Annotated in this window: 14 protein-coding genes; 4 read left to right on the top strand and 10 right to left on the bottom strand. The window is 66.3% G+C overall.

The window, feature by feature from the left end; translation table 11 throughout:
* The 6 genes from prpE to OY559_RS14620 all read right to left on the bottom strand — a co-directional run bounded on the left by prpE (nucleotide 1) and on the right by OY559_RS14620 (nucleotide 6,814).
* On the bottom strand, nucleotides 1–1,902 hold the full coding sequence (gene prpE / locus OY559_RS14595; protein WP_277726970.1) for a propionate--CoA ligase: 1,902 nt from the start codon (nucleotides 1,900–1,902) through the stop codon (nucleotides 1–3).
* Between the two features lie 115 nt (nucleotides 1,903–2,017).
* Entirely contained in the window at nucleotides 2,018–2,998 is a 981-nt protein-coding gene (locus OY559_RS14600; protein ID WP_277726971.1) for a hypothetical protein, read from the bottom strand.
* 87 nt (nucleotides 2,999–3,085) lie between these two features.
* Nucleotides 3,086–4,072, bottom strand: a complete 987-nt coding sequence (locus OY559_RS14605; RefSeq protein WP_277726972.1) for a malate dehydrogenase — start codon at nucleotides 4,070–4,072, stop codon at nucleotides 3,086–3,088.
* 79 nt (nucleotides 4,073–4,151) lie between these two features.
* Nucleotides 4,152–5,354 carry a pyridoxal phosphate-dependent aminotransferase gene (locus OY559_RS14610; protein WP_277726973.1) on the bottom strand — a complete coding sequence of 401 codons (1,203 nt, stop codon included), beginning with the start codon at nucleotides 5,352–5,354 and terminating at the stop codon, nucleotides 4,152–4,154.
* 127 nt (nucleotides 5,355–5,481) lie between these two features.
* Complete coding sequence (locus OY559_RS14615; RefSeq protein ID WP_277726974.1) at nucleotides 5,482–6,264, bottom strand: hypothetical protein; 783 nt, start codon at nucleotides 6,262–6,264, stop codon at nucleotides 5,482–5,484.
* A gap of 52 nt (nucleotides 6,265–6,316) precedes the next feature.
* Nucleotides 6,317–6,814, bottom strand: a complete 498-nt coding sequence (locus tag OY559_RS14620; protein ID WP_277726975.1) for a peptidylprolyl isomerase — start codon at nucleotides 6,812–6,814, stop codon at nucleotides 6,317–6,319.
* A gap of 329 nt (nucleotides 6,815–7,143) precedes the next feature.
* Between OY559_RS14620 and typA the strand changes: the two genes are divergently transcribed.
* The 4 genes from typA to OY559_RS14640 all read left to right on the top strand — a co-directional run bounded on the left by typA (nucleotide 7,144) and on the right by OY559_RS14640 (nucleotide 14,735).
* Complete coding sequence (gene typA, locus OY559_RS14625) at nucleotides 7,144–8,973, top strand: translational GTPase TypA (RefSeq protein ID WP_192201761.1); 1,830 nt, start codon at nucleotides 7,144–7,146, stop codon at nucleotides 8,971–8,973.
* A 15-nt stretch (nucleotides 8,974–8,988) separates the two neighbouring features.
* Nucleotides 8,989–9,459 carry a DUF2127 domain-containing protein gene (locus OY559_RS14630; RefSeq protein WP_277726977.1) on the top strand — a complete coding sequence of 157 codons (471 nt, stop codon included), beginning with the start codon at nucleotides 8,989–8,991 and terminating at the stop codon, nucleotides 9,457–9,459.
* A gap of 51 nt (nucleotides 9,460–9,510) precedes the next feature.
* Nucleotides 9,511–11,112, top strand: a complete 1,602-nt coding sequence (locus OY559_RS14635) for an amidase (RefSeq protein ID WP_277726978.1) — start codon at nucleotides 9,511–9,513, stop codon at nucleotides 11,110–11,112.
* A gap of 101 nt (nucleotides 11,113–11,213) precedes the next feature.
* Nucleotides 11,214–14,735 (top strand): bifunctional diguanylate cyclase/phosphodiesterase, encoded by a 3,522-nt coding sequence (locus OY559_RS14640; protein ID WP_277726979.1) that lies wholly within the window; start codon nucleotides 11,214–11,216, stop codon nucleotides 14,733–14,735.
* A gap of 22 nt (nucleotides 14,736–14,757) precedes the next feature.
* On the opposite strand, the gene OY559_RS14645 is transcribed toward OY559_RS14640, so the two are convergent.
* The 4 genes from OY559_RS14645 to rpoA all read right to left on the bottom strand — a co-directional run bounded on the left by OY559_RS14645 (nucleotide 14,758) and on the right by rpoA (nucleotide 18,447).
* Nucleotides 14,758–16,152 carry a class II 3-deoxy-7-phosphoheptulonate synthase gene (locus OY559_RS14645; protein ID WP_277726980.1) on the bottom strand — a complete coding sequence of 465 codons (1,395 nt, stop codon included), beginning with the start codon at nucleotides 16,150–16,152 and terminating at the stop codon, nucleotides 14,758–14,760.
* A 51-nt stretch (nucleotides 16,153–16,203) separates the two neighbouring features.
* Nucleotides 16,204–16,719: a disulfide bond formation protein B gene (locus OY559_RS14650; RefSeq protein WP_277726981.1), complete on the bottom strand. Its 516-nt coding sequence runs from the start codon at nucleotides 16,717–16,719 to the stop codon at nucleotides 16,204–16,206.
* 161 nt (nucleotides 16,720–16,880) lie between these two features.
* Nucleotides 16,881–17,255: a 50S ribosomal protein L17 gene (gene rplQ, locus OY559_RS14655; RefSeq protein ID WP_142124587.1), complete on the bottom strand. Its 375-nt coding sequence runs from the start codon at nucleotides 17,253–17,255 to the stop codon at nucleotides 16,881–16,883.
* A 193-nt stretch (nucleotides 17,256–17,448) separates the two neighbouring features.
* Nucleotides 17,449–18,447 (bottom strand): DNA-directed RNA polymerase subunit alpha, encoded by a 999-nt coding sequence (gene rpoA / locus OY559_RS14660; protein ID WP_142124588.1) that lies wholly within the window; start codon nucleotides 18,445–18,447, stop codon nucleotides 17,449–17,451.
* Nucleotides 18,448–18,464 lie beyond the last annotated feature (17 nt).

The following is an 18,464-nucleotide window of genomic DNA, read 5'->3' on the forward strand; positions in this document are numbered from 1 at the left end:
TCAGCTGCCCACGTCGGGTCCGCGCAGCAGCGCGCGTTTCACTTCTTCCAGCGCGTTCGGATCATCCAGCGTGGAAAGATCGCCGGGATCGGCGCCCTGCGCCAGCGCCTGCAACGAGCGCCGCAGCAGCTTGCCGGAGCGCGTCTTCGGCAGGGCATTGACGATGTAGACCCGCGCCGGCCGCGCGACCGCCCCCAGGCTCTGCTCGACCGTGCGCCGCATGCCATCGGCGGCCTGCACCCGCTCGTGCGGCTCGTCGGTCGCCTGCCGCAATGTGGCGAACACCACAGGCACCTGTCCTTTCAGTTCATCGGCCACGCCGATGACGGCCGCTTCCGCCACCGCGGGGAACCCTGACACGGATTCCTCGATCTCGCGCGTACCCAGGCGGTGCCCGGCCACGTTGATGACATCGTCGGTGCGGCCCAGGATGAAGGTGTAGCCGTCCTCGTCACGGATCGCCCAGTCCAGCGAGCTGTACAGCAGTTCCTTGAAATGGCTGAAGTAGCTGGACAGGAAACGGGCGTCGTCGTTCCAGATGGTCGTCATGCAACCCGGCGGCAGCGGCGGCTGCATCACCAGCACGCCTTTCTGACCAGGGCCGACTTCGTCACCGGTGCTTTCGTCGATCACCTTCATCTTGTAGCCGAGGTTCGGGAACCCGGGCGAACCGAATCGCACCGGCTTCATGTCCAGGCCCGGCAGCAGTGTCAGCGCCGGCCAACCGGTCTCGGTCTGCCAGTAGTTGTCGATCACCGGCTTGCCGATCGCGTCGGTAATCCAGTGTGCAGTCGGTTCGTCCAGCGGTTCGCCCGCAAGGAACAGGTACTTCAGTTCGGACAGGTCGTGGCGCTTGATGAAGTCGATATCGTGCTTCTTCAGCACGCGCACTGCCGTCGGCGACGAGAACATGGTGCGCACGCCGTACTGTTCGCACAGCGCCCACCAGATGCCGGCGTCCGGGGCGGTCGGCAGGCCTTCGTACAGCACCGACGTCGCACCGACGATCAGCGGACCGTACACGTTGTAGGAATGCCCGACGGCCCAGCCGACATCGGAGGTCGAGAACATCACCTGCCCCGGTCCCACGTCGAACACGGTGCGCATCGACAGCGCCATAGCCACGGCATAGCCGCCGACATCGCGCTGCACGCCCTTGGGCTTGCCGGTGGTGCCGGAGGTGTAGAGCAGGTAGCTGGGCTCGTTCGATTCCAGCCATTCGACGGGCACGTCGACATCGCCAACCTCGGCGCGCAGCGTGGCGTAGTCTTCATCGCGGCCCACCACTTTCGGCTCGGCGGCATCCAGCCCGCGCGAGACGATCAACACCTTGGCCGGCGGCGTGGCCGCCTTCGTGCAGGCTTCATCGACCAGCGCCTTGTACGGAATGACCTTGCCACCGCGACTGCCGGCGTCGGCGGCGATCAACAGCTTCGGTTGCGCGTCGTCGATGCGCAGCGCCAGGTTGTGCGCGGCGAAACCGCCGAACACCACCGAGTGCACCGCACCGATGCGCGCACACGCCAGCATCGCGAACACGGCCTCGGCCATGTTGGGCATGTAGATGACTACGCGGTCGCCGCGCCCGACGTCGAGCCGCTTCAGCACGGCGGCGAACGCATTCACTTCGCGATGCAGTTCGCGATAGGTCAGCTCGCGGGTGACATCGGTTTCGGTGGACACCGCCACCAGCGCCAGCTGGTCGCCGCGTTCGGCGAGGTGGCGATCCACCGCGTTGTAGCAGAGGTTGGTCTGCCCGCCGACGAACCAGCGCCGGAAAGGGGGATTGGAATAGTCGAGGATCTGCCGCGGCGGCACGTGCCAATGGATGGCCTTCGCCTCCTCGCCCCAGAAGGCCTCGGGCTGCTCGATCGAGCGCCGGTAGACGTCTTCGTATGCCATGCGATGCTCCCAGATGCTGCCGCCGGGATCAGCATAGACCTGCGCCACCGCCGCAACCTTCCTACCTTGGTCGCATGGGACATTCCGTCGCACCCGCACATGGAGACCGCGGGAATCAGGCCAGCGGGAGCCCACTGTCGGCACGGCACAGGCGGTCGTGCAACTCGCGCACGGCGTCCACGCGGGGATCGACGCGGCCCTCGCCAAGCGTGCGTACGTACCCGCATGCAGCAAATCCAGCCGAACGCCGCTCGTAGTCCGCCACCCATTGCCGGCGTTCCGCCATGCGCTCGGGCTTGATGGGCCATGTGCCCGGCCGCGGCCTCAGGTGCCTGGCGATGCCGATGCGCCATGGCTTCGGAGTGACACGTGCACGGAAACAATGCTGGCGCACGCACATCAGGGCGTACAGTGGATCGGTCTTCAGCGCGTTGAAGCAGGCTTCGACCTCCGGATCGGCCGGATCGAAGAGGCGATGCATGACAAGCAGGCGGAACCCTGCAGGCGTGCGGTACTGGCGCAGGCACCAGTCGGGATGGGCTGTGATGAAGGCTTCGATGCGAGCATTCGCCCACGCTTCGGGGCCGCCATCCCGACGCATGCGCGCCGCATGGAAGCGGCGGATCATCCATGCGGCCAGCACCAGCACCACGATGGCCGACGCAATGCCGACCATCCACGACTTGGCGACCACGCCGGCCAGCACCGCCAGCGCCAGCAGCGGCATCCTGACCTTGCGCTTCAGGGCCGCGTCGGGCCCGGGATCGTCGAAATCGATGTCCAAGAAGAACGCATTCGGCGTGTTGAGGCAAAGCGCGCCATAGGAATTGCGTGTGATCACGCTGTCGCCTTCGCGCGCGATGATCTCCTCGCGGATCGGTACGCCCACCGCACCGTTGTAAGGACGCTTGTCTTCACGGCGCGGCAGCGGTTCGCCTGCCAACACCCGCTCGAACGCTTCACGCGTGCGGGCATCGGCGAGTGCCTGGGCATCCTGCTGGCTGATGTCCGACCAGCCGAAGCGACGCACGGTGACCTGCCTGCCTTTCGCGCGATGCTGCAACCGCCCTTCGGCCCAGTACTGCGGAACGATCATGCACACCCCTGTCTACGGTCGCCGCCCCACGCAAAGCAAAAAAAGCGCCGGGATACCCGGCGCTTCTTGTACACCATGCCGGGACGATCAGCCCAGCAGGTGCGCAACGCCGCTGCGCTCTTCTTCCAGTTCGCCCAGTGTCTTGTCGATGGCGGCCTGGCTGAAGGCGTCGACCGGCAGATCCTTCACCATCGTGTACTCGCCGTTCTCGGTGGTGACGGCGAAACCGAACATCACGCCTTCCGGGATGCCGTAGCTGCCGTCGGACGGGATGCCCATCGTCACCCACTTGCCGTTGCTGCCCAGCACCCAGTCGCGCACATGGTCGATGGCGGCGTTGGCGGCCGACGCCGCCGACGACAGGCCGCGCGCTTCGATGATCGCGGCACCGCGCTTCCCGACCTGCGGGATGAAGGTGTTCGCGTTCCAGTCGGCGTCGTTGATCTTGTCCTTCAGCGACTGGCCGTTGACCGTGGCGAAGCGGTAGTCCGGGTACATGGTCGGGCTGTGGTTGCCCCACACGACCAGCTTGTCGATGTCGCCGACCGCGACGCCGGCCTTGTTGGCCAGCTGCGACAGCGCGCGGTTGTGGTCCAGGCGCAGCATGGCGGTGAAGTTCTTCGCCGGCAGGTCCGGCGCGGACTTCATCGCGATGTAGGCGTTGGTGTTGGCCGGGTTGCCGACCACCAGCACCTTCACGTTGCGGCTGGCGACCTTGTTCAGCGCGGCGCCCTGGGCGGTGAAGATCTTGGCATTTTCAAGGAGGAGATCCTTGCGCTCCATGCCCGGGCCGCGCGGACGCGCACCGACCAGCAGGGCCACGTCGACGTCCTTGAACGCGACTTCCGGATCGTCGGTGCCGACGACGCCGGCCAGCAGCGGGAACGCGCAGTCTTCCAGCTCCATGATCACGCCCTTCAGCGCGGCCTGGGCCTTCTCCAGCGGCAGTTCGAGCAGCTGCAGGATGACCGGCTGGTCCTTGCCCAGCATTTCACCGGAAGCGATGCGGAACAGCAGCGCGTAGCCGATCTGGCCAGCAGCGCCGGTGACGGCAACACGGACGGGGGTTTTCATGATGCGGATCCTCGGGGTTACGTAGGGCGGGCCCAGGCCCGCCGCGTGGGGAAAAGGTGGGCCAAGGCCCACGCGACGGTTACTTCAGTTCGGCGAAAAATTCCTGGAAGCGTTGCAGCCCCGGTGCCAGCTGCGGCGTCGGACAGGTATAGCTGATGCGCAGCGCGCGCGGCTCGCCGAAGGCCGAACCCGGCACGCAGGCCACGCCCTTGGCGTCGAGCAGCGCATTGCAGAGATCGATGTCGTTCTCGATCTTCACGCCATTGTGCGACTTGCCGAACGCGCAGCTGATGTCGGGGAACACGTAGAACGCGCCCTGCGGACGCGGGCAGACGACGCCGGGAATCGCATTCATCGCGGCGAGCACCTGGTCGCGCTTGGCCTGGAATTCAGCGTTCTTCTGCGTGGGCACGTCCTGCGGTCCGGTCAGCGCGGCGATGGCCGCTGCAGTGACGACTTCCGGCACGTTGGTGATGTGGTTGGAGTTCATCGTGGTCAGCGCCTTGGCGACCACCTCCGGCCCGGCCATGAAACCGACGCGCCAGCCCGGCATGCCGTACGTCTTCGACAGCGAATCGACGAACACCGTGCGGTCGCGCAACTCGGGCCGCGCCTGCACGAAATTGGTGTACGCCAGGCCGTCGAACAGCATGCGGTTGTAGATGTCGTCGGTGATGATCCAGGTGTCCGGATACTTCACCAGCACGTCGGCCAGCGCGGCGACTTCCTCGCGCGTGTAGACCATGCCCGTCGGGTTGGACGGGTTGTTGAACAGGAACACCTTGGGCGTGTGCGTCGCCAGTGCTTCGTCCAGTTGCGCGGGCATCAGCTTGTAGTCCTGGCTGGCCGGGCACGGCAGCGGCACGGCCTTGGCGTTGACGATGTCGGCGATGTCGGCATACGTGGTCCAGTACGGCGACGGATAGACGATGGTGTCGCCTTCGTCCAGCAGCGACTCGGCCAGGTTGTACAGGATGTGCTTGGCGCCGATGCCGGTGGATACGTTGGCGCGCGTGTAGCCGGTCAGGCCCAGCGCCTCGATGTGCTGCAGGAAGGCATCCAGCAGCGCGTCGGTGCCGCGGTTGCTGCCGTACTGGCCGGAGTCCTTCGCCAAGGCATCGCGTGCGGCCTGGTAGACATGGTCGCCGGGCAGGAAATTGGGAACGCCGATCGAGAAGCTGATGATGTCGCGGCCTTCGGCCTTGAGCTTCTTGGCCTTCTCGGCCACCGCCATGATCGCACTTGGCTTGGCGCGACCGATGCGCCGGGCAAGCAGGGGCATTGCACAACCTCGCGTGGAAAGGTCAGGGAGCGTCGCCGCCGTCTTTTTGCGGCGCAAAATGGTATCACGCCACCCCGACGCGACCGACTAGCCCATGGTCTACATCGGGCAGGTCAGCAGGGCGCCATCACTGGTAGTCCAAGACGTCGCCCAGATCGTAGTTCTCGTCGAAGTAGGCCTGCCACTGCGCATAGGCCGCGCGCAGGCAGGCGGGCGTCTCGCAGGCATCCAGCTGCCGGGTCGCCGCCTCGACCGTGCGGTCGCCATCGGGGTAGCGGTCCGCCAGTTCCTTGAGCTGCTTGCGCATGCCGGCATCCAGGACGCCGAACTCCTCGTGCCCGCAGACCAGAGCCGCGCGTACGCTGCCGGCGGGCGCATCGGTGTCGCAGGCCGCGCTTCCGTCACCCCGCTGGGCCGCGGCACTGATCGCCTCCGCCACCCCCTCGCGATCCCGCCGGGTCAAGCGCCGCACGAAGCCCAGCGCCTCGGTCTGGCCACCTCCCCAGGTGATGCGCAGACTGAAGGCATCCGGCGTCTCCGGATCCGGGACCTTGCGCACCGTGACGGTCTCGCTGGGACCCGTGTCCGAGGTCACGTGCAGGGCCAGCGTGCCGTTGTCCAGATCGACATCCTCGACCTTGCCGTCCAGCCAGGTGCCGTCTCGCACGACGCGCAGACCGCCTTCGGCCTGCCATTCGAATGCGTAGAGCGTTTCCGCGTCATCGCCTTCATTCTCTTCGGTGCTCCAGAGACCCTCGAGGCTCTGCTGGAAACGTTCGGCCGACGGCTGCTCGACGTCCGGCGCTGCGGCGACCGGATCGGTGTCGGCATTCTGGCGACAGGCCGCCAGCACCAGCACGGCGGCGAACAGCAGCAGCACGCGTAACGGGCGCGGATGGCGATCCTTCATGGTGCTGCTCCGTAAAGAAGAAGGGCCGGTCAGTGACCGGCCCTCCATTGCATCACGCGGACAGGACGCGGTTCCACTCCGCCACGCGGTCGGCCTTGGCGGCCAGCACGGCATCGGCGTCGCCGGCGATGGTGACCTTGCTGATCAGGTCACCCTGCTTCACCGCATCGACCACGTCCAGGCCCTCGGTGACCTTGCCGAACACGGTGTGCTTGCCGTCCAGCCACGGGGTGGGCACGTGGGTGATGAAGAACTGGCTGCCGTTGGTGCTCGGACCGGCATTGGCCATCGACAGCACGCCGCGCTCATGGCGCACGCCGTTGGTGGTCTCGTCCTCGAAACGGTAGCCCGGGCCGCCGCGGCCGGAACCTTCGGGGCAGCCGCCCTGGATCATGAAGTCGGGGATCACGCGGTGGAAATTCAGGCCGTCGTAGAAGCCGCGCTTGGCCAGGTTGACGAAGTTGGCCACCGTCAGCGGGGCCTTGTCGGGGTACAGCTCGATCGTGATCGGGCCGCGCGAGGTGTCGAAGGTGGCGGTCAGCTGACTCATGGAACGGTTCTCCAGGGGTGAAATAAAGAAGCTGCGGGAGGTGGCCCGCGTCCTTCCGCCTGCCCTGCGGCAGTCGCGGAACGGGGACGGGGCTGGCCCGCCGCCCCGGTCAGCGACGACCGGGGCTGCGATGGGTCAGGCCGGACCTGCCAGGCAGGTCCGGCCCTGTTGCCAGATCACGGCGCCGGACGGGGAATTCAAGGGCAGGCCCCGGCGGCGGCGTTCATTCTGGCGTTTTTCGATAAATCAGGTGCTTAGCGCAACGCAGCCCGCTATAATACGCCGCTTCCTTTCCCCACTCTGAGCGCGCACGTTCGCGCCCCTTCGGCATGTCCATCCAAAACCTCCGCAATATCGCGATCGTCGCTCACGTCGACCACGGCAAGACCACCCTCGTCGACCAGCTGCTGAAGCAGTCCGGCACCCTCTCCGAGCGCACCGTGCTGGCCGAGCGCGTGATGGACAGCAATGACCAGGAAAAGGAACGTGGCATCACGATCCTGGCCAAGAACACCGCCATCACCTGGAATGGCAACCGCATCAACATCGTCGACACCCCTGGCCACGCCGACTTCGGCGGCGAGGTCGAGCGCGTGCTGTCGATGGTGGACACCGTGCTGATCCTGGTCGACGCGATGGACGGCCCGATGCCGCAGACCCGCTTCGTCACCCAGAAAGCCTTCGCGATGGGCTTCAAGCCCATCGTGGTGATCAACAAGGTCGACCGCCCCGGCTCGCGTCCCGAGTGGGTCGTGGAGCAGGTGTGGGACCTGTTCGACCGCCTGGGCGCCACGCCGGAGCAGATGGACTTCCCGATCGTCTACGCCTCGGCGCTGAACGGCTACGCCGGCCTGGAAGACACCGTCCGCGGCGGCGACATGACCCCGCTGTACGAAGCCATCATGAAGCACGCGCCGAAGCCGGAAGTGGATCCGGATGGTGCCTTCCAGATGCGCATCAGCCAGCTGGACTACAACAACTTCGTCGGCGTGATCGGCATCGGCCGCATCCAGCGCGGCACGCTGAAGAAGAACATGCCCGTCGCGGTCATCGACCGCGAAGGCAAGAAGCGCCAGGGCAAGGTGCTGCAGGTGCTGGGTTTCCTGGGCCTGGAGCGCATCGAGCAGGACAGCGCCGAGGCCGGTGACATCGTCGCCATCTCGGGCATCCAGGACCTGACCATCTCCGACACCGTCTGCGCGCTGGACACCCCGGAAGCACTGCCGGCGCTGACCGTCGACGAGCCGACCATCAGCATGACGTTCCAGGTCAACAACTCGCCGTTCGCCGGCCACAAGGACCTGTCGGGCGGCAAGTTCCTGACCAGCCGCCAGCTGAAGGAGCGCCTGGAGCGCGAGACCGTGCACAACGTGGCGCTGAAGGTCGAGCAGTTGGAAGACGCGGACAAGTTCCTGGTCTCCGGCCGTGGCGAGCTGCACCTGTCGGTGCTGATCGAGAACATGCGCCGCGAGGGCTATGAACTGGCCGTGTCGCGTCCGGAAGTGATCATCAAGGAGATCGACGGCCAGCTGATGGAGCCGATCGAGCAGCTCGTCGTCGACGTGGAGGAAACCCACCAGGGCGGCGTGATGGAGAAGCTGGGCGTGCGCAAGGGCCAGCTGAAGAACATGGAACCGGACGGCAAGGGCCGCGTGCGCCTGGACTACCAGATTCCGGCGCGTGGCCTGATCGGTTTCCAGAACGAGTTCAAGACGCTGACGCAGGGCTCGGGCCTGCTGTTCCACGTGTTCGACCACTACGGTCCGAAGGAACAGGGCGCCATCGCCAAGCGCCTCAACGGCGTGATGATCGCCAACGCGCCGGGCGCCACGCCGGCCTACTCGCTCGGCCCGCTGCAGGAGCGCGGCAAGCTGTTCGCCGCCGAAGGCGACAACGTGTACGAAGGCCAGCTGATCGGCATCCATTCCAAGGACAACGACCTGACCGTCAACGCGATCAAGACCAAGCCGCTGACCAACATGCGCGCCTCGGGCAAGGATGACGCCATCCAGCTGACGCCGGCGATCAAGTTCTCGCTGGAGCAGGCCCTGGACTTCATCGACGACGACGAACTGGTCGAGATCACGCCGAAGGAAATCCGCCTGCGCAAGAAGTTCCTGACCGAAAGCGACCGCAAGCGCGCCTCGCGCGCCGCCTGATCGTCGCACCGCGCCTTGGAGACGCCCGCGTACAACCCGGACCCCAAGGCGCATCCCGGCCTGCATGCCATCGCCCTGTTCGAGGGCGCCAAGGGCGTGCTGGCCCTGGCCTTCGCCGGCGGCCTGCTGGCGGTCGGCCCGGATCGTCTGCGCGACAGCGTGCAGGCGATCGTCAGCCGTTTCATCCCCGACGCCGGCCCCGGCGTGGTGAGCCAGTGGATGGAGCGCATCAATCCCGAGTCGGTCCACGTGGCCGTGCTGATCATCGCCGTGTACGCCGGCATGCGGCTGCTGGAAGCCTGGGGCCTGTGGCGGGCCCGCGCCTGGGCCTCGTGGCTGGGCTGCATCGGCTCGGCCGCCTACCTCCCGCTGGACGTTTACGCGCTCTACCACCACCCCGGCTGGCACACCTGGGCGCTGCTGATCGTCAACCTGGTGATCGTGTGGGTGCTCTGGCGCGATATCCGGCGCCGCAAGCGGATTTGACGCGCGGGCCAGCGCCTGCGTAGCCTGCGGCAACTCCGTGAAGGTGTCCGCATGCGCCGATCCCTGCTGCCGCTTGGCCTGATGCTCGCCCTGGCAGCCTGCCAGCCGGCGACGACACCGGATGCAGCGGCACCGACCGCGCCCACCGATTTCATCTATGCCGAACTGGATATCGCCGACCTGCAAGCACGCATGCAGTCCGGCGAACTGGACAGCCGCCGCCTGACCCAGGCCTACCTGGACCGCATCGCCGCCATCGACAAGGCGGGGCCGCAGTTGAACGCCGTGATCGAACTCAACTCCGACGCGTTGAAGGAAGCCGCCCTGCGCGATGTGGAGCGCCGCGCGAATGCGGTGCGCGGACCGCTGCACGGCATCCCCGTGCTGCTGAAGGACAACATCGATGCAGTGCCGATGGCCACCTCCGCTGGCTCGCTGGCATTGAAGGATTTCCGCCCGGGCGAAGATGCCTTCCTGGTCCGCCGCCTGCGCGAAGCGGGCGCCGTCATCCTCGGCAAGGCCAACCTGAGCGAATGGGCCAACTTCCGCTCGATGCATTCCACGTCGGGCTGGAGCGGGCGCGGCGGCCAGACCCGCAACCCCTACGCCTTGGACCGCAATCCATGCGGCTCGAGCTCGGGCAGCGCGGTGGCGGTATCGGCCAACCTGGCGGCGGTCAGCGTGGGCACCGAAACCGATGGCAGCATTCTCTGCCCGGCAGCGATCAATGGCGTCGTGGGCCTGAAACCGACGGTCGGCCTGGTCAGTCGGCAGGGCATCCTGCCGATCTCGCACAGTCAGGACACCGCCGGCCCCATCGCCCGCAGCGTTGCGGACGCCGCCCTCCTGTTGGCCGCGCTTGCAGGCCGGGATCCGGAAGACGCCGCCACGATGCAGGCCACCTGGAACACCACACTGGATTACAGCGCACGCCTCACACCTGGCGCGCTCAAGGGGGCGCGCATCGGCGTGCTGCGCAGCAAGGCCGCGATCCATCCCGATGCCGCAGCGGCGCTGGAAAGCGCCATCGAGGTGATGCGCGAAGCCGGCGCTACCGTGGTCGATGCGGAGATTCCCACCGACGGGCAGTGGAACGCGGACGAACTGGAACTGATGCTCTACGAGTTCAAGCACGGCGCGGAGCGCTACCTCGCCGAACGCAACGCGCCGTTGACCACGCTGACCCAACTGATCGGCTACAACGAGCAATACCGGTTGTCCGAGATGCCCTATTTCGGCCAGGACCTGTTCGAACGGGCCAACGCCAAGGGCGGGCTTGGCGAAGCCGCCTACATTGCCGCCCGCAGTCGCGCACGGCGGCTGGCGGGACCGGAAGGCATCGACGCCGCGCTCAAGGCGCAGCAACTGGATATCCTGGTGGCGCCCACCACCGGGCCCGCATGGTTGACCGACCACAAGGCCGGCGATCATTTCCCGGGTGCCGGCTACGGGGCTGCCGCAGTGGCGGGCTATCCCAGCCTCACCATTCCCATGGGCCACAGCGACGGCTTGCCGCTGGGGATCGTATTCATGGGCCCGGCGTGGAGCGAAGCGCGCCTGATTGCCCTGGGGTACGACTACGAGCAGCGCACGCGGGCCCGCAAGCCACCGGAATACTGGCCCTCGCTGCCGCCCCGCGCGACACGTCGCTGAGGCGCATGCTGCAAGTGTGAGCCATTCCCGACGCAAGAGTGCTTGCAGGCGCTCCGGGTTCGTGGCGTCATAGCCATCAACCAGCAGGCGGGGATTGACGCGTGGAGTCAGGCGCGGACCGGGTATCGGAGCTGCGGGCGTTCAGTGGATCGGGATCCACGGCCCGCAGGCGGCAGCGCAACCTGAATTCGCTGGCATGGGGCGTGCTTGTCATCGCCTGCCTGCTCTCGCTGTGGTCCGGGACGACGGCGTGGCAGCAGGCACGCGACCATGCGCACGCCCGGTTCGATGCGCGGGCAGACGCTGTCGCCACCGCCGTATCCACCCACATGAACGCCTACGAAGACACCGTGCGCGCGGCGGCCGCCGTGCTGGAGGGGCGGCAGGACATCGAGCAGGACAGCTTCTATGCCTTTGTCGAGAAGCTGCAGGTGCCCACGCGGCAGTCGGGCGTGCATGGACTCGGCTTCGCACGCCACGTGCGGATGGAAGAACGCGAGGCCTACGTCGCCGGTCAGCGCGCGCGCTATGGGGACGCGTTTGCGATCCACCCCGCCGGCGATCGCAGCGAATACGTCGTCATCGACCTGCTGTATCCGGATACGCCGGGCATGCGTCCCCTGTTGGGCAAGGACGTGATGGCGGAACCCGTGCGCCGTGGCGCCATCGAATCCGCCCGCGACACCGGCGAACTGGCGGCTGCCCCGCTGGTTGCACTGGGCGACGCCTCCAAAGGCAACACCGGACTGCCCGGCTTCCTGCTGTATGCGCCGGTCTATGCGGATTCTGTCGCCGCACGCAGTGGCGTGGAGGCGCGCCGCACGCTGCTGCGCGGCTTCGCCACCGCCGGCTTCGGCTGGCAGCGGGTCATGGAGGACGCCGTCGGTCGAACCGACGGGGACGAGTTCGATCTGCAACTCCTTGCACTGGACCATGGCGACGAACCGATCTTCCAGACGCGCGCGATGAGGGAGCGCTACGGTGAGGCGTGGCAACCTGCCTTCACCGCCCAGCGTGATCTCCATCTGCTGGGCAACGAATGGCGCCTGGTCCTGCATTCGCCGCCGCTGCACGAGGCGCTGCCCGGGCAGGCATCCATCCTGCTGCTGACCCTGTGCGGGATAGGCCTGGGCCTGCTGCTCTTCCTGCTGCTGCACAATCTCGCGCGCACCGAGCGCCGCAGCCGGGCGCTGCTGGACGCGGTCGCCGACCACCTGCCTGCACTGATCGCCTACATCGGCGGCGACGGCCGCTACGGCTTCGCCAATCGCGCATGCCGCGCCTGGTCGGGCACGCAGGAAGGGTGGAGCGAACGGTACGTGGAAGACGTGCACGCGACCGATCCCGAATTCCTCGCGTCGCTCACGCGCGCCATGCAGAGCTGCACGCCAGACCACTGGATCGCGTGGGACGCGGACCTGGGACAACCCCCGCGCCCGGTGCACCTGTACCTGGTACCCGACGTCGAGCCCGGCTCGAAGATCGTCGGCTGGTACCTGATGGGCAATGACGTCAGCGAGCAGCGCCAGGCGCATCGCGAGCTGGCGATGGCGCGCGATCACCTGAAACGCGTCACCGATCGCCTGCCAGCGCTGATCGCGCAGTTCGATACGCAGCATCGCCTCGTCTTCCGCAACCGTGCGTTTGCCGAACAGGTCCGCTGGCGGATGCCGCCACAGGCCGGCGTGCACATGCGGGATCTCTTCGGTGAGGATGCGTACCTGCGACGGATGCCACAGATCGATGCCGCGCTGGCCGGGCGCGATGGCGAGTTCGAAAGCAGTTTCGCCACCGTCGATGGCACGCGCAGCATGCACAGCTTCTACACGCCGGACATCGACGAGACCGGCAGGGTGTGCGGCTTCTTCGTCATGGCCATCGACATCACCGAGAAGGCGCGGCTCGAGCATGCGCTGCACAACGCAAACGAGTTGGCCGAGGTGACGCTGACCGCCATCAGCGAGGCCGTCATCACGGTCGATGTCGAGAACCGGGTGACCTACATGAATCCAGCGGCAGAATCCCTCTGCGCATGGAGCCTGGAACAGGCGTTGGGCCAGCCACTGGAACGCATCGCTCCGTTGGCGCTGGTGGAGACGCAGGATGCGCCCGATGAAGGACCGCACCCGCCGGGCCAGCCCGGCGACCTGCAGGTGCTGCGCCAGGACGGCAGCCGCATGCTGGTCGAACGCTCGCTGTCCGCCATCCGCGACCGCGACGAGCGGCTGGTAGGCACCGTCATGGTATTGCGCGACATCACCGAATCCCGTGCGTGGAGTTCGCGCATGACCTACCTCGCCCACCATGATGCGCTGACCGGCCTGCCGAACCGACTGCAGCTCAACGAACGACTGAACCAGGCGATCACGCATGCGACCAACCACGGCAACGGCATTGCCGTGCTGTTCCTCGACCTGGACCTCTTCAAGCACGTCAACGACGCACTCGGGCATCACACGGGCGATGAACTGCTGCAGCAGGTTGCCCGTCGCATCCAGCGCAACATCGGCAACCTCGGCACGGTGTATCGCACCGGTGGCGACGAGTTCGTGGTGCTGCTGCCCAACGTCGCGGCCAGGGACAACGTGCTGCAGGTCGCCGACCGTCTGCTCGCACTCGGCGGCACGCCCTACACCGTGGCCTCGCACGAACTGCACCAGGCCTTCAGTATCGGCATCAGCCTGTTCCCGGAAGATGGCTACGACGCCGGCACCCTGATGATGCGCGCCGATGCGGCCATGTATCTGGCCAAGCGCAACGGCCGCAACGCCACCCGCTTCTATACGCGCGAGCTGGCGTCCAGCGTGGATGCGCGCATCGAACTGGAAAACAGCCTGCGCCGCAGCCTGCGCAATGGCGATCTTTCCCTGCACTACCAACCACAGATCGACCGCATCAGCGGCCGCATCGTGGGCGTGGAAGGACTCGCGCGCTGGCAGCGCGGCGACCGGCTCATGATGCCCGGCGAATTCCTGCCGATCGCCGAAGAGACCAACCTGATCGTCGACATCGACCAATGGGCCATCCGCGCCGCATGTCGGCAGAACCGTATCTGGCAGCAATCCGGGCTACCGCCCATCCGCGTGTCGGTCAACATCGCCGCCGCCAATTTCGATACCGATGACCTCGTCGATACCGTGGTCGACGCACTGACGGATAGCGGTCTGGCTGCGGAATTCCTCGAACTGGAAGTCACCGAAACCACGCTGATGCGCGATGTGCAGCGGACGGACCGCACCCTGCGCGCGCTGAAGGCGCTGGGCGTGCGCATTGCCATCGACGACTTCGGCACCGGCTTCTCGAGTCTGAGCTACCTGGGCAACTACGGTTTCAATGTACTGAAGATCGATCAGTCGTTCGTCCGCGACGTGGCGGAACCCAACCAGGCCGCGATCACGCGCGCCATCATCAGCCTGGCCGCGCAACTGCAGTGCCGCACGATCGCCGAGGGTGTTGAAACGCCGGAACAAGCCGCATGGCTGGCAGCCAACGGTTGCGATGAACTGCAGGGCAACTACTTCAGCAAGCCGGTGCCCGCGGCGGAATTCGCACGCTTGTACGCGCGCGGCAAGACATGGCACATCCCGCAGGTGGCCCCCGCCATCCACGCACACTGGTCGTGATGGCGGGCAACGGAAGCGGGGCCTACCGTACCGCTGGCGCCGCCACCTGGTTCTGCTTGCGCACGATGCACATGGCGATCTCCAGCGACTGCTCGTAATTCAGGCGCGGATCGACAGTGGAACGATAGGCGCGCTCCAGATCCACGTCCGTGAGTTCCCGCGCCCCCCCGGTGCATTCGGTGACGTCCTCACCGGTCAGTTCCAGATGCACGCCGCCCAGGCGCGTACCGGCCGCCGCATGCAGGTCGAACGACTGTTCCACCTCGCCACGCACGTTGTCGAAGCGACGCGTCTTGAATCCGTTGCTGGTGCTTTCGGTATTGCCGTGCATCGGATCGCACACCCACAGCACGCGGCGTCCGTCACGACGGACGGCATCCAGCAGCGGCGGCAGCTTGTCCGCGATCTGCGCAGCGCCCATGCGATGGATGAAGGTCAGGCGGCCCGCTTCGTCTTCCGGGTTCAGTACGTCGATCAGGCGCAGCAACTGGTCGGACGTGACCGACGGACCGACCTTGATCGCGATCGGATTGCGCACGCCGCGCAGGTATTCCACGTGCGCGCCATCCACCGCCGCCGTCCGCATCCCGATCCAGGGATAGTGCGTACTGAGATTGAACCAGCCCCACTGGCGCGGCACCTCGCGCGTCAACGCTTCTTCGTACGGAAGCAGCAATGCCTCGTGCGAGGTGTAGAAATCGATGCGGTTGAGGTTGTGCACTTCCGCGCCGGACAGCGTCTCCATGAACTTCACCGCATCACCGATCGAGGTGACCATGTGCTGGTATTCGTTCGCCAGCGGCGAGTAGCCCACCCAGTTGAGATTCCAGTACTCCGGATGATGCAGGTCGGCGAAGCCACCATCGATGAGCGCGCGCACGAAGTTCATCGTCATCGCCGAGCGCGCATGCGCCTTGATCATCCTGCGCGGATCCGGCAACCGCGCTTCCGCAGTGAACTCCGGCGCGTTCACCAGGTCTCCGCGGTAGCTGGGCAGCGTGACGCCATCGCGCGTTTCCATGTCGGCCGAACGCGGCTTGGCGTACTGGCCCGCAAAGCGGCCCACGCGTACCACCGGCAGGCGCAAGCCATGCACCAGTACCAGGCTCATCTGCAGCAGGACCTTCAGCCGGTTGGAGATCAGGCCGGATTCGCAGTCGCTGAAGCTCTCCGCGCAGTCGCCGCCCTGCAGCAGGAAGCGCTTGCCTTCCTGCGCTTCGGCCAGCTGCTTCTTCAGCGAGAAGATCTCCCATGACGTCACCAGCGGCGGCAGCTGCTTCAATTCGCCGACCGCGGCTTCCAGGGCGCCGGCATCGGGATAGGTCGGCAGCTGCACGGCCGGCCGCGCGCGCCAGCTGTCCGGCGCCCACTGGGCGGGCAACTGAACGGCACGAAGATTGCGGTCGGTGGGATTCATGGCGGGCTCCTTGCGGCCCACCATGGTGACAGAATGGTGCGCCGCGTCAATTCAACGAAAGGTCGAGGTTTTCCGGGGGCGGAAGCCGATCCACAGCGCCCAGACCGCGAGCAGGACGAACCACACCAGGCTCCACATCGGCATTGTGAGCCCGAGGAAGCTCCAGTCGATGGTGCTGCAGTCGCCCTTGGCGGAGAGCACTTTCTGTACGACACCGAGCCAGGTGTTGTTCTCGATCATGTAGTCCCATCCGGGGCCGCAACTCGGCATCAGCGGTGGATAGAGCTGCACCCACACGTGTTTGCCCGCGATCCCGATGCCGGTGGCAGCACCAAGGAAAGCCAGGAGCCCGTAGACACGACGTCCCGTCGGACGGCGGGGACCATGCAGCGCCCCCAGCAGGAACAGTACGCCGGTCGCCGCAAAGGCGAGCCGCTGGAAGATACAGAACGGGCAAGGTTCCAATTGATGGACGAACTGCACGTACAGGGCATAGCCGAGCAGCCCCGCACAGATCGCGAAACCCAGGAAGCACTGCGCGCGGAAACTCCAGCGGAGAGGATTCATCGGCACCCATGACGTGAGGTCGTGCCCGCATTATCCATGCCTGCCGCCCTGCACGTCACCCTGCGACACCCTGGCGCATCCGGGCCAGGCGCGAAACGGCGCCTCGAAAACAAAAACCCCGGCGCGGGCCGGGGTTTCTGGTGTCCTGCAGGACGGGAAGCTTACTCAGCCGCCGCTTCCGGACGGTCGACCAGCTCGACGTATGCCATCGGCGCATTGTCGCCAGCGCGGAAGCCGCACTTCAGGATGCGCAGGTAGCCACCCGGACGCGACTGGTAGCGCGGGCCGAGGGTGGTGAACAGGGTGCCGACGGCTTCCTTGTCGCGCAGGCGCGAGAAGGCAAGGCGGCGGTTGGCGACGCCATCGATCTTGCCGAGGGTGATGAGCGGTTCCGCGACGCGGCGCAGTTCCTTGGCCTTCGGCAGGGTGGTCTTGATCAGACCGTGCTTGATGAGCGAGGCGGCCATGTTGCGGAACATCGCTTCGCGATGGGCGCTGGTGCGGTTGAACTTGCGACCGGCTTTCTGGTGGCGCATGGGTTGGATTCCTGATGAAGAGTGGGACGTTGGATTTCGCTGTCGCCATCGTGGCGTTGGTGCCGTGGACTGCGGATGGTCCGAACCGGCCGTCCTTGACCGGATAGCCGCGGACCTTCAGGTCCGTCGGCGTTGGTATTGCATTTGAAACAGCGGAACTCCCGCGCGAACGCGGGAGTTCCGTATCGCATCATCAGCCGAGCATGCCGTGCTGGGCGACACCGGCCGGCGGCCAGTTCTCCAGCTTCATGCCCAGGGACAGGCCGCGCTGCGCCAAGACTTCCTTGATCTCGGTCAGCGACTTCTTGCCGAGGTTCGGGGTCTTGAGCAGTTCGACTTCCGTCTTCTGGATCAGGTCGCCGATGTAGTAGATGCTCTCGGCCTTCAGGCAGTTGGCCGAACGCACCGTCAGCTCCAGATCGTCGATCGGGCGCAGCAGCACCGGGTCCACGCCGCTGGCCGCCTGCTTCGGCGCGCCGCGGTCGCGGTGCGTGAAGTCGCCGAACACCGACAGCTGGTCGCTGAGGATGTCGGCGGCGGTGCGCACGGCTTCCTCGGCATCGATCGTGCCGTTGGTTTCGATGTCCAGGACCAGCTTGTCCAGGTCGGTGCGCTGCTCGACGCGCGCGGCTTCCACCGCGTACGCGACGCGACGGACCGGCGAGAACGAGGCGTCCAGCACCAGGCGACCGATCGCACGGGTTTCTTCATCCGGACGACGGCGCGCGGCGGCCGGCTGGTAACCGAAACCACGCTCGATCTTCAGGCGCATGTTCAGCGCCGTGTCCTTGGTCAGGTTGCAGATGACCAGTTCCGGATTGAGGATCTCGACGTTGTGGTCGGTCTTGATGTCGCCGGCGGTGACCACGCCCGGGCCCTGCTTGGCCAGGCTGAGCGTGGACGAGTCGCCGCTGTGGATGCGGATGGCCACATCCTTCAGGTTCAACAGCACTTCCAGCACGTCTTCCTGCATGCCTTCGATGGTGCTGTATTCGTGCAGCACGCCATCGATCTCGACTTCGGTGATCGCGAAGCCGGGAATCGACGACAGCAGCACGCGGCGCAACGCATTGCCGAGCGTATGACCGTAACCACGCTCCAGCGGCTCGATGACCACTTTCGCGCGATTGCCGCTCAGGCGCTCGATCTGCGGGCCGCGGGGGCGCAGCACTTGCTGAGTAATACCCGTCATGTTGCTTTGTCTCCTGC

The sequence above is a fragment of the Pseudoxanthomonas sp. SE1 genome, assembly GCF_029542205.1.
Lineage (GTDB): Bacteria > Pseudomonadota > Gammaproteobacteria > Xanthomonadales > Xanthomonadaceae > Pseudoxanthomonas_A.